The organism is Yeosuana sp., from assembly GCF_057126245.1.
The window spans coordinates 25,623-39,322 of record NZ_DBNGMQ010000066.1 but is presented as its reverse complement, the minus strand read 5'-3'; the positions used below and the strand labels follow the sequence as shown (position 1 = coordinate 39,322).

12 protein-coding genes are annotated in these 13,700 nt (G+C 33.8%); 3 read left to right on the top strand and 9 right to left on the bottom strand.

The window, feature by feature from the left end:
- The first annotated feature begins 24 nt into the window (after positions 1-24).
- A complete protein-coding gene (locus tag AC15TD_RS08115; RefSeq protein WP_484451636.1) occupies positions 25-744 on the top strand; it encodes an SGNH/GDSL hydrolase family protein in 720 nt (239 codons plus the stop codon).
- Positions 745-819: 75 nt separating this feature from the next.
- Here the strand turns inward: AC15TD_RS08115 and AC15TD_RS08110 are convergent, their stop codons facing one another.
- Together AC15TD_RS08110 and fahA are read right to left on the bottom strand one after the other, a co-directional pair.
- Positions 820-1,995: a hypothetical protein gene (locus AC15TD_RS08110; protein WP_484451635.1), complete on the bottom strand. Its 1,176-nt coding sequence runs from the start codon at positions 1,993-1,995 to the stop codon at positions 820-822.
- Positions 1,996-2,119: 124 nt separating this feature from the next.
- A complete protein-coding gene (fahA, locus tag AC15TD_RS08105) occupies positions 2,120-3,403 on the bottom strand; it encodes a fumarylacetoacetase (protein ID WP_484451634.1) in 1,284 nt (427 codons plus the stop codon).
- 198 nt (positions 3,404-3,601) lie between these two features.
- Here fahA and glyA point away from each other — a divergent pair, with 198 nt between their 5' ends.
- Entirely contained in the window at positions 3,602-4,873 is a 1,272-nt protein-coding gene (gene glyA / locus AC15TD_RS08100) for a serine hydroxymethyltransferase (RefSeq protein WP_484451633.1), read from the top strand.
- Positions 4,874-4,997: 124 nt separating this feature from the next.
- Here glyA and AC15TD_RS08095 read toward each other — a convergent pair whose 3' ends face one another.
- The 7 genes from AC15TD_RS08095 to AC15TD_RS08065 form a co-directional block, all read right to left on the bottom strand.
- Positions 4,998-6,599 (bottom strand): arylsulfatase, encoded by a 1,602-nt coding sequence (locus AC15TD_RS08095; RefSeq protein ID WP_484451632.1) that lies wholly within the window; start codon positions 6,597-6,599, stop codon positions 4,998-5,000.
- Positions 6,600-6,879: 280 nt separating this feature from the next.
- On the bottom strand, positions 6,880-8,286 hold the full coding sequence (locus AC15TD_RS08090; RefSeq protein ID WP_484451631.1) for a S41 family peptidase: 1,407 nt from the start codon (positions 8,284-8,286) through the stop codon (positions 6,880-6,882).
- A gap of 7 nt (positions 8,287-8,293) precedes the next feature.
- Positions 8,294-8,992 (bottom strand): DUF6624 domain-containing protein, encoded by a 699-nt coding sequence (locus tag AC15TD_RS08085; RefSeq protein WP_484451630.1) that lies wholly within the window; start codon positions 8,990-8,992, stop codon positions 8,294-8,296.
- A gap of 10 nt (positions 8,993-9,002) precedes the next feature.
- Complete coding sequence (locus AC15TD_RS08080; RefSeq protein WP_484451629.1) at positions 9,003-10,079, bottom strand: serine hydrolase domain-containing protein; 1,077 nt, start codon at positions 10,077-10,079, stop codon at positions 9,003-9,005.
- Between the two features lie 2 nt (positions 10,080-10,081).
- Positions 10,082-10,510 (bottom strand): MarR family winged helix-turn-helix transcriptional regulator, encoded by a 429-nt coding sequence (locus AC15TD_RS08075; RefSeq protein WP_484451628.1) that lies wholly within the window; start codon positions 10,508-10,510, stop codon positions 10,082-10,084.
- 87 nt (positions 10,511-10,597) lie between these two features.
- Positions 10,598-12,160: a right-handed parallel beta-helix repeat-containing protein gene (locus AC15TD_RS08070; protein WP_484451627.1), complete on the bottom strand. Its 1,563-nt coding sequence runs from the start codon at positions 12,158-12,160 to the stop codon at positions 10,598-10,600.
- 48 nt (positions 12,161-12,208) lie between these two features.
- Positions 12,209-12,598 (bottom strand): acyl-CoA thioesterase, encoded by a 390-nt coding sequence (locus tag AC15TD_RS08065; RefSeq protein ID WP_484451626.1) that lies wholly within the window; start codon positions 12,596-12,598, stop codon positions 12,209-12,211.
- Positions 12,599-12,721: 123 nt separating this feature from the next.
- Between AC15TD_RS08065 and AC15TD_RS08060 the strand changes: the two genes are divergently transcribed.
- Positions 12,722-13,696 carry a type I phosphomannose isomerase catalytic subunit gene (locus tag AC15TD_RS08060; protein ID WP_484451625.1) on the top strand — a complete coding sequence of 325 codons (975 nt, stop codon included), beginning with the start codon at positions 12,722-12,724 and terminating at the stop codon, positions 13,694-13,696.
- Positions 13,697-13,700: the final 4 nt, after the last annotated feature.

Sequence of the window (13,700 nt, the reverse complement as noted above, 5' to 3'; positions counted from 1 at the left end):
GTCATCAATATAATATAAGATAACATGAAACGAAGCGTAAATTATTTTGCTATTTTATTATTTCTATTGTTGAATACTGTTTATTCACAAAATATAATTGATACTTTAACTTTTAAAGAATCCTTCAATTATGGAAAGTCTGTAGCTGTTTTTGGCGGCTCAGTTTCGGTAATTACCGCAAGTGATAGTGCCAAAAATATGTGGAATGAATATTTAGGAATGCGTATTACTAATTATGGAGTCCCTGGTGCAGGTTTTTCCTCATTACAGGGAAAATCTGTTCAACAGCAAGTTGATGAAGCTGGAGAGTTTGATATTTATGTACTTTGGGCATCAACCAATGACTATACAAATGATAGGGCTGTTGGTTCTTATACAGATTATACAGAATTTGATGGTTATGATAATTCAAAATTAATATCGCAAGCAGGAGGAATAAACTATTGTATAAAAAGAATTTATGAATTAAATCCCAATGCTGATATATACTTTTTTACATCTAGCAAAGCCTTTATTGATAGAGGAGGATATGATCCATTTTTTGCTAATGGGATGAATCAATATGTAGAAATGCAAAAAGAAGTCTGCTCACTTCATGGGATACCAGTACTAGATCAGTTTTCTTTAGGTGGATACAATATATACAATAAGCATTTATATTATAGAGACGCTATCCATATGAATGCATTAGGCTATAAAAAATTAGGAGAACTACAGGTGCCGTTTCTTGCTTTCCCGCAGTAGTTTAGTGGTTGAAATTAATATAACAATATATCAATAAAAAACCTCCCAAAATATTTTGGGAGGTTTTTTATTAGTTTATAATCTATAAGAGTTTATAATGTTTTTGAGTTTATTTTTTAAATCTTCACCCGTATCATAAACCATTTGTTCTTCACTAGGGAAGGGGATTGCACGCCTTTCTAAAAAAGGGATTAAACTAGTTTCTAAAGCTCTACGATCTCCTCTAGATGTTGCATAAATATGCTGGAAAACAAATTCACTGGTTATCGGAAAAGCATCCACCAATTGATTGGTTTTTATATTCACATATTCCACATTACCGGTTACTTGAGTTGCTTTAAACTGCGTAAACTCATAATACTCACAACGTACTGTTTTTAAGTTATCAACTTGTATAGCATTGCCAAGGCTGTCTTTTACAACTTGCCCTTTGTCATTTAATAAACTTTTTTTACCGTCGGCAATTTGTTTTTCTTTAATAACCTGACGTTCTTTAATTTGCTCGGGCGATATGTTTATATCTCTTAAATTTACACGCATGTTATAATCGTAGGTCACCTTGTCTTCTGGAGTGGCATGATACACTGCCCAAAAATTGTTAAGTCCGTAACTGCTAAAATTCAATAAATCGCTTTCTAATCTTGTTGGGATAACTTTTTGAGTATCATTAACCATATCAACCAAAACAAAATTAGTCCCTTTAAAGTGTGCGACTTCCATAAGTTGACGCACATCTTTATAATTAGGATTGATGTCTTCAATGGTGCTTAAATCGTCATAAGCAGCTCTGAAATCTAATTTATTATTGGAGTTTAATAATGCCTTGGCATTGTTATAAAGTTGCTCTGAAGCATTGTTTTTTTGATTTATAATTTGATTGTTGTAATTATTGAAATCAAAATTAACTTGTTTTCCATTTATGTATAGAGGAAGTAATGGTTTAATACGCTCCTGCCTGGCATCTAGTTCTACATAGGCATCATAAATACGAATGTAATTTTCAGGATTGTTGTCTTTTTTAAGAAAATCGATATTACTTAAATCACGTTCGGTAGCCTTGTTATAGGCTTCGTGAAGCATGACTATGAAGTCCGCTTTTCCTCTTTTGTCTTTATTAGTTCGTAATTTACCAATAGCATCATAAATAGCTTGGTCGTAATTACCTATGCTGACGGCTTTTTCAATTTTTTTACTAGTACTGCACGATAGCACAAGTATTAAAACGAGTGTAGAAAGTAAAAATTTTTTCATGTGTTCAAGATTTTGGGTTATTGGGGTACATTTCCAAAAGTGGTGCCAAGATACTAAAACAACAGATAAAACGCAAATAAATCAGTTAAAATGTAAATTTAATTAAAAACATGTAAGAGATATCTTATTTTTTATTATAAACAGGTAGTAATTTGGTAGATACTTCACCAAAACCTATTCGAGTGCCATCTTTTTCGCAATGACCACGCATAATTACGGTATCATTATCGTTGATGAATTTACGCTCAGAACCATCTTTCATTTTAATAGGATTTTCTCCTCTCCAAGTCAATTCAAGCATAGATCCGTAGGAATCTGGGGTTGGTCCAGAAATGGTACCACTTCCCATTAAGTCTCCAGAGTTAACAGGACATCCATTAATGGTGTGATGTGCCAACTGCTGAGACATATTCCAATACATATACTTAAAATTAGATTTAGAAACAATGGTTTCTTTAGCTCCTTTAGGTTGAATGGCAACCTCTAAATCAATATCGAAACTTTTTTTGCCTTTGTATTTTAAATATGGTAATTGCGGTTTTAAAGGCTTTGGACTTTCAACACGATACGGTTCTAATGCGTCTAATGTAACAATCCAAGGCGACATTGATGATGCGAAATTTTTAGCTAAAAACGGACCTAAAGGTACATATTCCCATTTTTGAATATCTCTAGCACTCCAATCGTTGAACAATACCAATCCAAAAATATATTCTTCGGCCTCTTCAATGGGAATAGGTTCACCTAAATCGTTCGCATCAGTCGTTATAAAAGCCATTTCTAACTCAAAATCAACTAATTTTGATGGTCCGAAAACAGGTTCCTTAGCACCTTCTGGAAAGGTTTGGCCTTGCGGCCTATGTACAGGAATTCCAGAAGGAATAATAGAAGAACTTCTTCCGTGGTAACCTACAGGAATATGAAGCCAGTTTGGCAATAAGGCGTTGTCTGGATCTCTAAACATGCTTCCTACATTAGTGGCGTGTTCAATACTAGAGTAAAAATCAGTATAATCACCTATTTGTACTGGTAATTGCATTTCAATTTCATCCAATCTAAACAAGACAATTTCTTTATGCTTTGTATTGGTTTTCAGGGTTTCGTTTTCCGAATCAAAAATTTCAGCTATTCTATTTCTTACCGCCCTCCACGTTTTTCTGCCATCAGCAATAAAATCATTCAACGTGTCTTGAAGAAAGATGTCATCGGTTAATGCAATACCATCAAAATACCCTAACTGATGTAGTGCACCAAGGTCGATAGCAGTATCACCAATACGTGTTCCAATAGTAATAATGTCATCGCGCGTTAGGAATACTCCAAAAGGAATGTTTTGAATTGGAAAATCTGAATTTTTATCGACGTGTAACCACGATTTTCTATCTGGGTTATTTGCTGATATTGACATAGTTTATTTTTAGTTTTTGTTATATCTATTCAAACCTACACATTTTTTTTATTTTAAATGAAAAAAATCCCCAAAATATAAGTTCTTTTTAATCGTTGATAAATCAGTTAAAAACTTATCTGTAATTCTAATTTTTTTGACGTATTAAACTAATCAATTTCCTATTTTTGCCGCAATATATAATTAGAACATAAATTTATGCAACGCGACGAACAAATTTTTGAACTTATACAAGCTGAAAAAGAGCGACAACTACATGGTATTGAACTTATTGCGTCAGAGAATTTTGTAAGCAATCAAGTGATGGAGGCTGCCGGTTCTGTATTAACTAATAAATATGCTGAAGGCTATCCAGGAAAACGTTACTACGGTGGTTGCGAAGTGGTCGATGAAGTAGAGCAAATCGCTATAGACAGAGCAAAAACCTTGTTTGGAGCAGCCTATGTAAATGTACAGCCACATTCAGGAAGTCAGGCTAATACAGCGGTTTATCATGCGTGTTTAACACCAGGTGATAAGATTTTAGGTTTCGATTTGTCTCATGGCGGGCATCTAACACATGGTTCTCCTGTAAATTTTTCAGGTAAATTATATGTACCATCATTTTATGGTGTAGAAGAAGAGACTGGTGTTTTAAATTATGATAAAATTCAAGAGATTGCTACTAAAGAACAACCTAAATTAATTATTGCTGGTGCTTCTGCTTATTCTCGTGATATCGATTTTAAACGGTTTAGAGTGATTGCTGATAGTGTTGGCGCTATTTTATTAGCCGATATTTCACATCCTGCAGGTTTAATTGCTAAAGGTATTTTAAACGATCCGCTTCCACATTGTCATATAGTCACGACTACTACGCATAAAACGTTGCGCGGACCTAGAGGTGGCATGATTATGATGGGACAAGATTTTGATAACCCATTTGGCATTACTTTAAAAAACGGAAGTTTACGTAAAATGTCGTCCTTGCTAGATTCAGCGGTATTCCCAGGAAATCAAGGTGGTCCATTAGAGCATATTATTGCAGCCAAAGCGATTGCTTTTGGAGAAGCGTTAACAGATGAATTTTTACATTATCAATTACAGGTAAAGCAGAATGCCGCGGCTATGGCAAAAGCCTTGGTAAGTAAAGGCTATCATATTATTTCTGGTGGAACCGATAACCATATGATGTTGATAGATTTGAGAAATAAAAATGTATCTGGAAAAGATGCCGAGCAAGCACTTGTAAAAGCTGATATTACTGCAAATAAGAATATGGTGCCATTTGATGACAAATCACCATTTGTAACATCGGGTATTCGTTTAGGAACTGCAGCAGTTACAACGCGTGGATTAAATGAAGCTGATATGGTAGCTATTGTAGAATTGATTGATGAAGTGATTACTAATTTTCATGATGAAGCTACATTAGAAGCGGTAAAGCTAAAAGTAAATGCTATGATGAAAGACAAACCTTTGTTTGTGTAAATATGGACTTTGAAACTTTTGTTTATTGCTAATTATTATACGTGTTACAATTTTCATCTTTATTTAAAATTTGGCTATTAGTATGATACAATGTTGTGCTTTCATGTTATCATACTATCTAATACTAGTGTTCAGAACGCTTTGGAGTTGGGGTTTGAATCTTAATTTCATTTGAAAATTTTATCCATTCTTTTAATAGTTCGTCATACTTTTCTTTTTCGGATTCCTTAAGATCGGTTTGCTCGCCCAAATCAGTTGAAAGGTCGTAAAGGGCGAAATTTTCGAGTTTGAAAGGCCTTATGAAATTTGTGATTTTCCAATTCCCCTTTCTCAGCATGGCATTTCCGTAATGCTCCAAAGCAAATACATAAGAGGAGTTGTGAATTTCATTTGTTTTTCCAGATACAAAAGGGATGAGCGAATTTCCTTTTAGAGGGTATACTTTATTTCCCTTGTAAGCTTCGGGATAGTCAACATTGGCAACCTCATAAAAAGTGGGTGCCAAATCCAATAAGCTGGTAAAACCATGGTGAATTTCATTTTCTCTATTTACGTTAGGGCCGCTTATAATCATCGTGGTATTTATACCGCCTTGGGTGGCAAAGTCTTTGAAATACCTGAATGGAGAAGAACCGGCCTCCGCCCATTGTGGACCATAGGAAATGTAGGAATTGGCATTACCCATGTTGTTATAGTCATCGTTGTAATAATCCCTTAAACCCTCATAACGAACATTATTTATGAAGTCTCTGTGTGCTGCTCCATTGTCTGACATAAACACGAATAAGGTGTTTTCATACTCATCAATATCTTTCAGGTGCTTGATTAATCGGCCAATATTGTGATCCAAATTATCAACCATACCTGCATACAACTCCATTTTTCTCGCTTCCTTCATCTGTTCTTGATGCGACAAAGAGGCCCAGGGTCTTACCCTTTCATGGCTTGGAGGAGCGCTCGCATCTTCTGGAATGATACCCGCTTTTTTAAGGCTGATTAATCTTCGGTTTTTTAACTTTTCATATCCATCATCGTATTGACCTTTATACTTTTCCCAATGCTTTTTATCCACTTGTAATGGCCAATGAGGTGATGTATAAGCTGCAAAAGCAAAAAATGGTTGATTATCATCTTTATCCGAATCAATATATTCAATCAGTTTATCGGTATAAAAATCGGTAGAATAATTACCCTCTTTCCACGACGTCGAATTTCCATCTTCGGTGTAACTTGAAAGCCCTTTGCCCATGCCACTTTCCAAGGCACTTTGATTGTTATAATGATTTCCTGCACCATCTATAAGTACAAAAGAGTGTTCGAACCCTTTTTGATGCGGATTGGACTCTGGTTTATTGCCCAAATGCCATTTGCCAGCCATATACGTATGGTAACCACTTTCTCTCAGTAATGCGGGAATGGTGACTATCCGGTTGGTTAGTCTGCCTTCGTAGCCAAACTCTGAAGTGACATTTCCTTGACCACCCATTCCTGCTATATGATTGTCATTTCCAGATAGCAACATGGCCCGGGTGGGCGCACACATGGGCGCCGTATGGAAGCTACTAAATTTGATGCCGTTAAGAGCTAAATCATCAATAGCCGGAGTTTCAATGTCTCCGCCATAGCAACCTATATCTCCAAATCCCAAATCATCAGCGACAATCAATACGATATTGGGTCTCTTTCTATATTCCTTTTTACTCTCTTTTTCAGAACACGATAGCAAGATTACACATACTAGTAATCCTGAGAAAAAATGCGAGATAGGTTTGGATATTTTATACTTATTCATTGTTTGACTGTTTCCTTAACTTCAATTAATACGTGTGATTTCTTTATCGGCATATGTAGTTTTACTATTAGTTATTTTAGATAAAGTACAATGCGGTAATCATTTTATTTAATTGTTTATATCAGTAAGTTAAACGAAGTTAGGGTTTTTAGCTTAAAAAATATATACGCACTATTGTGCATTCGTTTTTAGAGACGTACTAATCTAAATACCATTATTCTTGTTTTAGCTTTTGTTTTATTGTTTCTAAATTTTTCTGAAATAATTCGAGATTGCTATCTTCAGTTGTAACAGCAATATCAACGGCATGTTGATAGTTCTCAAGGGAAGTTTTTAAATGACCATTAATCATTAGTAATTCAGCATAACTATCAAATGCATTTGCAGAGTTTTGATAGAGAATTGTATTGGCTTTCAAAATCGATTCAGCTATTTTGGGATTTTTGTATGTTAGTAAATAGTCATAACCTAGATTATTAATGCCGCCTTCGTCAAACAAATTGGCTTCTTGACATTTTTTTAAACTTTTAAGAATTATGTCGTCTGTTTTTCCAATAATGTAGAGGTCAAGATGGCTGCTTAAATCCATAAACAAAAGGTTGAATTTTTCATTTCTTTGGGCTCTATAAGCTTCTGCTGCTTTCTGAGCTAAACCAAATGTTTTATCATAAGTGTCTTCAACGGTTGTTTTTACTTCTGGAACGACTCCAACGCCTTCCCAATTAGTTTTAGTAATTGGATTAATTGCTTTTCCTGTTGGAATAAAAACACTCAAATTATCATCGATTCTCATGCTTCGTCCCGGATTAGCGCCTCCACCAGTAGTTTGTCCTACTAAAGTGGCCTTTTTTTGAGTTTGCATATTATATGAGAATTCTTCTGCTCCAGAGAAAGTTCTTTCACTAGTCATAATAAATAAGGGAACATCTTCCATTTTAAGTCCTCCAACGTCATCTAATGTCCAAAATTCTTCTGTTGTATTTCCTTCTCTCCAATAAAGGCTATTCAAAAGTAATTTCTGATTAAAAAAATAACTACATAAGTACTGAACCATTCTAGGACTTCCGCCTCCATTTTTACTCAAGTCAATGATAATTGCATCTGTTCTTGACATTAATTTCATATAAGCATCAGTAATGTCCTTTCCAGTTTCCATTCCAGCAAAACCTCTTAAATCCAAATAACCCACATTTCCTTCCAGAATTTTAACAGTTTTGAACCCTGCATTTGCTTCTCTTGATCTATCCATTCTAGCAATATGTTCTGTTAGCATGCTTTTCTCAGTTGTTTCTAAATTCAAATATGGTTGGTTTGCCCGTATACGCATATGTTTATCTTTATTAATGGTTTGAACTGACTTAGTCAAGGCTGCTGCAAAAGTTTTATTATTTCTAAAAGAATCAAAATAACCATCTAACATTTGAGTCTTTAGATGTTGTTCAGTTAGCTTAGCAACTTCTGGAAACACATAAAAATCAATCATTAATTGTGAGAGGTTCTGAATCACCTTTTCCTTGTATTCTTTGGTTAATGAATTGTCCTGTGCTTGAAATAAACTTACAGTAAGAAATAATGCTATAAACAGGATGAATATTCGGGTATTAATTTTTGTTTTTTTCATTTAGTTATTATTTTTTATTGTACTTCTCTTTTTCAAATGCTTTGGTTCTTTTTATTTGTTCTTCAAGGTTCCATTCAAAATCAAATCTGTTTTTTAAATGCTCTGCTATTGGAATCAGTCCAATTTCGGCTCTTCTTTTATCAATATTTGTAGGGTCATAAACAGGCCATATATTAAAACTTTTAGTTTCAGGATAATACTTCATTTGTTCTCCATAAACTTGCATTTTTCCTAAATCTGTAGCTGTTCTATCTTCAATATTTACTAGATATCTGGGTGGGGTATTTCCAGTTTTCACTGCTTTTCTCAGCATAGGAAGGTATTTTGTGCGAGTTTCAAAGTCTGAGTGCTGAACAACTAAGTAAAGTGTTGTGTTTCCTCTATCACCAATAATATCTGAGCCCAACCATCCGTATTCATCTAGGATTTCTGTTACTTTTTTTTCATTAATAATGTGGTTTCGCGTGTATATTTCCTGATATTCCTGTGCTTCTCCAGAATCTACTCCATATTTTTCCATCAAAGCATCTCGTGTTCGAATTGGTTCTTGCTCATTACTGTTTATTGTATCTAAAACAGCCGTAAGATATTCCCGATTCAGCAACCGTGATTCTGTTATTGGTAGTTCTTGGCTTTCCTTTTTCTCATGCGCACATGATGTTACTGCCAATGCACTTAATACAAATGCAAATTTTAGTGTTTTCATAACTGATAAATTAGTTGGGGCTATAAATCTCCACTGCTTTCTTCATAATGTTCATTTGAGTTTGAATTGAATTTCTCCTTCTGTAATCACTTTTAGTTTTAAAAGCTAAGACCACATCAATTTCTGGGTAAATAGTAATATTTTGCCCTAAAGCACCTTGAGCCGAATAGGCATTTTTTAATCTGTAATCATTCGTGTTTTCAAGTAACCACCACATGTAACCATACCCTAAATCTAGTCCGTCTTCTTTAAGAACTGGCACACTTTTTTGAGCTTCTAAGTAGGAGGTACGTTGTGTAATTATTTCATTCACCCATTTTTCGGGAATGATTTGTTGGTCGTTCCATGTTCCTTTTCTTAGCATAAGTAAACCAATTCGAGCCATATCTCTAGTTGAAAACCACATATGATACGCAGGAAATTTTGATACCTCGTAGTTACCACTTTTTCGTTGAAGCGATTTGTCCCAATCTTGCATTTGGAGTGGTATGGCAAGTTGAGATTCTATTTCATCGTAAATAGTGCTGTTTGTTTCTTGCTCGAAGATATGTCCAGCAACATTAAAATCCCAATTACTATATAACCAATGAGTTCCTGGGTTTACAGATCCTCTTTCGGGTGCATATCTGCGAAAATCTCCGCCATTCGAGCCGCTTAAATACACACCTGACTTGGCAGAGATTAAATCTTTAATTTTGGCCTTTTTTTCTATAGGAAGTAGTTTAGACACATCATCGATGTTTAATTCTTCCAGTGTTTTGTCAAGATTTATAATGCCACTTTCAACATATTTTCCAAATAGTATGGTAAGGATGCTTTTTCTACATGAGGCGATATAGCTATTTTCTTCTAAATCTCCATATTCTAATACAATTTGCCCTTTATGAACGATTACTAACCCGGTAATTTTTGTACTGTCAATGATATATCGGGTAAAAATGGAGCGTTCTATATCGTCCCATCCATGTATTGATGGGTCTTCACTTCTTGACCAAATTTGGTCAGGATATATCTGTGCCTCATTTGTACAGCTAAATAAAAGGGAAATGCATAAAAATATAAATGGTAGTGTTTTGCAATACTTCATGTTTATTTAAGGTTTGATAAAATTTTTTTCAATGTTATCTCAAGTTGAATTAATTCTTCTTCTGTAATCCCTGAAAATGCTTTTTTTCTATTGGATACTATCACAGGCTCCAGTTTGTTTAATATGTCTTTTCCTTTGGGGGTAATGTCTATTTTAAATCTTCTGCGATCTTCAGTATTCATAGATCTTTTGAGGAATTTTTTATTGACCATGAGGTCAATCATCCGGGTTAGTGAAGCATTATCCTTAAAAACCAAATCCGCAATTTCTTTTTGGTTCAATTCAGGGAAAGCATTAAGATATTGTAGGATTAATTTTTGATCAATGGTGATATCATCAACCACTTTTAAAAAATTTTGATTCGCGAATTTTCTATAACTTTTTATGGTTTTTTCAATGGTATAAAATACTGTTTTAGAAGGTGTTTTCATGAGATGTTATTTGATACAAATATAATTGATATATCAAATAAAAAAATAAATTTCACATAAATTTTCAAATTAGTGTCAAATCTTTAATTAATTTTCCTCTGTAAAGGTGATATGCTGATATGCGCCTAAATCTGGAGAGGTTGTTCTGTTTACGTTTAAAATATCAAACGGGACCTGACTTGAAAACGTCATGTTTCCCTGATTATTTACGGCAGAATTATCACCAATAATCAATTCATTTAAAAAGGGATCTTTAAAATCAGGTGATTGATTAAAGAGGTTACCTTCGTAATGTGTAGGATCATTAAAATCGTAATTCGCACCTGTAAAGTTATTGTTGCTGTCTTCAAAACGAATTAAACAGTTCGTGAATTTAAAATTAAATGCTACGGCAGCATCTTCAATTTCATCTAACATTATTTCAGGATTATCATTTCCGTAGATAATACAATTATTAAAATTAGCCTCGGTTAAATCGGCTAGAATGGCGTTGTTATCTTCATCAATAATAAAATTATTTAATAATACAGACGGATATTGTCTAAAGCCATTGTCCCAATAATTTGCAATAGTACAATGCGTAAAATTGTATGTTCCGCCAATAGTACCTGCGAATGAAGATTGCCCAGAATTGTTAATCACAACATTTTCAGCGTTAATGGACGTATTTCTTCCAAGGATTCCAAACGCGCTGGAGTTATAGATTTGTGAGTTTGTGATGGTAATTTTATTATTGGCTTCATCAGGATTACCATCACTTAAAACACCAACCGTTGCATTTTTTATGGTGGTATAATCAATGGTGTTATTAATACTTCCGTCTAACAACCAAATAGAACTCCATTGCCCCGGGGTTTCAGAAAAATTAGGTTCTAAACGGTCGCCTTCAAGAACCACTTCGTTTTCCAAAATATCTTGATCTGTGCTGAACGCACCATTTATTTGAATGGAAGATCCTTCGGTTACTAACAGTCCGGAATTCTCATGAAAATGTAAACGCGCCCCCGGATTTATTGTGATTGTCTCACCATTAGGTGTGGCAGCAAACCCATATATAACATAAGGTTTTTCGTTGGTAAAGGTTAATTCTGTTGGCAATAATTCACGTCCTTGAATATCGGTTTCTATAATTTCACCATCAATATTTAATGTTAAGGTTTCAATAACTTTAGTCGTATTATCTCTGTTAGGGTATATAAAAACAGCATCTTGAACTAATGTAACTAGTTCAATTTTTTGAAGGTTGTTACCAGCATCAAATTCAATTTGGTCGGTATATAAATAGTTGGTAGCATTGGTGAGGTTAGTGATATCAACGGTAGTTTCAATAAAAACAAATAAACTGTCTTTTGCGAGAATTTCAAGGTTTTCAAATACGTTTCCTGCCATACCATCTACATTAAGTCTGTAAGCAGACGTTTCACCTAAGCCCAATTTAACTGATGGAATAACAATATCACTATTACTCTTATTGTAGACTTTTAAATTGTAAGTGCTAGAACCAATGTTGGTAAATACCGTGTCAAGATAGACGGTGTCTTTTGAAAATTCTAAGTTTCCAGTGCTGAGAGAGAATTCTAAATCTTTTCGGCATGAGCTCCAAAGCACTAAAAAGACAAGAAAAAAAAGAAAGTAAAAAATACGCTTCATATAGCAAATATAAATCTTAGCATTCAATATTAATTATTTTTAAAGAGATTAGGCGAATAATTCTTTAATTTCATTGGATATTCTGGCAGGACGTTCTGTTTTATTATTAATTAAACACCATTTAGTTTTAGATGTTGCTAAAAGTTGGTTGGTTTTACGATTTGTTATTTCCACCATTCGGGTAGATAGTGCGCCTTCAGATTTTAAAATATAGGTCTTAAGATGTATGGAATCATTTAGAAAAGCTGGATTTTTATATTCAATACAATGATTTACCATAACCCAAAAACAGGAGTCATTAATGTCTTTACTAACCACTTGAGCCCAATGCTGTTTTGCAACCTCTTGAACCCATTCAACATAACGAATATTATTAACGTGGTTTAATTCGTCTAAATCGGTTTCTATAACTTTAAAATCGGTTTCAAAAAATTTCATTAATTAAGGTTTTACAACAAAAATACCTTAATAATTATTGAAATTATAAAAATTTCGATTTCTCTTTGGCGTACAACAGTTCTACTTATTATTTTAATACTTTTGCTACAAACTTAAAAAAACATGACATTAAATTTTCCTATAACTTTTGAACCCATACTAAAAGAACGCATTTGGGGTGGAGAAAAATTAGTCTCTATTTTTAATAAGAAATCAAATCTATCTAATATTGGCGAAAGCTGGGAACTATCTGATGTAGAAGGTGATGTGTCTGTAGTTTCAGAAGGCGTTTTAAAAGGAAAAAGTCTTAAAGAATTGATACAAACTTACAAAGGTAAGTTGGTAGGAGAGAAGGTTTATAATGCTTTTGGAGATGATTTCCCTATCCTTATAAAATATATAGATGCAAAAACACCGCTTTCAATTCAGGTTCACCCAAGTAATGAGTTGGCGAAAGAGCGACATAATTCGTTTGGTAAAAATGAGATGTGGTATATTATGGAAGCCGATAAGGATGCTGAATTAATTATTGGTTTTAATCAAGAGGTAGATAAAGAAGGGTATGTTAATAAAGTAGAAAGTGGCGATATTTTAGATATTTTAAATATAGAAAAAATTACCAAAGGCGATACTTATTATATTCCAACGGGAAGAGTTCATGCTATTGGTGCCGGTGTTTTGTTGGCTGAGATTCAACAAACCTCCGATGTTACTTATAGAATTTATGATTATAAACGGGTAGATGCTAAAACCGGAAAAGAGAGAGAATTACATACAGAATTAGCACTCGATGCTATCGATTTTACATTGCAAGACAGTTATAAAACCTCATATAATATAAAACAAAATAAATCAAGTGAATTGGTGTATTCACCTTATTTTAAAACGAATATTATTCAACTCAAAGGTACATTAAAACAAGATTACTCAACCTTAGATTCTTTTGTCATTTATATGTGTGTTGAAGGTAATTCTGAAATTGTATATGGAAATAATACGTATCAATTAAATCTAGGAGAAACGATGTTGATACCTGCCGTTATTGAAGAGGTGGAACTCTCAGGAAATGATGCTAAATTGTTAGAAGTATTTTTATAACAAC

Excerpts from the sequence above, each read along its gene's own strand:
- AC15TD_RS08115 (WP_484451636.1), top strand. The coding sequence starts at position 25 with ATGAAACGAAGCGTAAATTATTTTGCTATTTTATTATTTCTATTGTTG.
- AC15TD_RS08110 (WP_484451635.1), bottom strand. The coding sequence starts at position 1,995 with ATGAAAAAATTTTTACTTTCTACACTCGTTTTAATACTTGTGCTATCG.
- fahA (WP_484451634.1), bottom strand. The coding sequence starts at position 3,403 with ATGTCAATATCAGCAAATAACCCAGATAGAAAATCGTGGTTACACGTC.
- glyA (WP_484451633.1), top strand. The coding sequence starts at position 3,602 with ATGCAACGCGACGAACAAATTTTTGAACTTATACAAGCTGAAAAAGAG.
- AC15TD_RS08090 (WP_484451631.1), bottom strand. The coding sequence starts at position 8,286 with ATGAAAAAAACAAAAATTAATACCCGAATATTCATCCTGTTTATAGCA.
- AC15TD_RS08085 (WP_484451630.1), bottom strand. The coding sequence starts at position 8,992 with ATGAAAACACTAAAATTTGCATTTGTATTAAGTGCATTGGCAGTAACA.
- AC15TD_RS08080 (WP_484451629.1), bottom strand. The coding sequence starts at position 10,079 with ATGAAGTATTGCAAAACACTACCATTTATATTTTTATGCATTTCCCTT.
- AC15TD_RS08075 (WP_484451628.1), bottom strand. The coding sequence starts at position 10,510 with ATGAAAACACCTTCTAAAACAGTATTTTATACCATTGAAAAAACCATA.
- AC15TD_RS08070 (WP_484451627.1), bottom strand. The coding sequence starts at position 12,160 with ATGAAGCGTATTTTTTACTTTCTTTTTTTTCTTGTCTTTTTAGTGCTT.
- AC15TD_RS08065 (WP_484451626.1), bottom strand. The coding sequence starts at position 12,598 with ATGAAATTTTTTGAAACCGATTTTAAAGTTATAGAAACCGATTTAGAC.
- AC15TD_RS08060 (WP_484451625.1), top strand. The coding sequence starts at position 12,722 with ATGACATTAAATTTTCCTATAACTTTTGAACCCATACTAAAAGAACGC.